Below are 777 nucleotides of genomic sequence, written 5' to 3'. Positions count from 1 at the left end.
GAACAACAGCTCTCTCAGTTAAGCCAGTACATTCATGATAATAGTATTAAACCCAAAGGCGGAAGACTTAAAGCACAAACACTTGTTACTTATATTACGCAAGAATTTAAAGTCGACTATTCAATCGATAATATTTATCGGCTTTTACATCAGCTAGGCTTCTCGTGGATAACGAGTCGGTCAAGGCACACGAAGCAATCAGATGAAGTACAAGAAGCTTTTAAAAAAATTCGAAATGGAAATGATCCGTACGATCCCGTGGAATGTCAGCCTTAAAAATGTAGATATGTGGTTTCAAGATGAAGCACGCTTTGGCCAGCAGAATACAACGACAAGGCTCTGGGCAACAAAAGGAACAAGACCAAGAGCGGTTAAGCAACAGCAGTTTGAGTATGCTTATCTTTTTGGTGCTGTTTGCCCGGCAACAGGAGACACCGAGGCATTAATCGCGCCAATCATGAATATGGATGTGATGGAAAAACACTTATCATTGATTGCCCAAAAAGTGCCCAAAGGAAGACACGCCGTGATAGTTGTGGATGGTGCGGCTTGGCATCAAGTCCATTTAACCGAAAAATTTGATAACTTATCAATCATAAAGTTGCCCCCTTATTCACCTGAACTAAATCCTATTGAGCAAGTATGGCAATGGCTGAGGCAAAATGAATTAGCGAACAGATGTTTTAGTGGATATGAAGATATTGTTAATGAATGTAGTCGAGCCTGGAATATTTTTGTTTCAGATGCATCTAGGGTGATAGATCTTTGCTCTAGAGA

At 40.3% G+C, this 777-nt stretch carries 1 pseudogene; it reads left to right on the top strand.

The features are described from left to right. A pseudogene (locus H4J61_RS02295) lies at positions 1-777 on the top strand (IS630 family transposase); the annotation flags it as partial.

Origin of the sequence: Colwellia sp. MB3u-4 (genome assembly GCF_014077065.1) — a bacterium.
Lineage (GTDB): Bacteria > Pseudomonadota > Gammaproteobacteria > Enterobacterales > Alteromonadaceae > Cognaticolwellia.
This window is presented reverse-complemented; position numbering and strand designations above follow the sequence as displayed.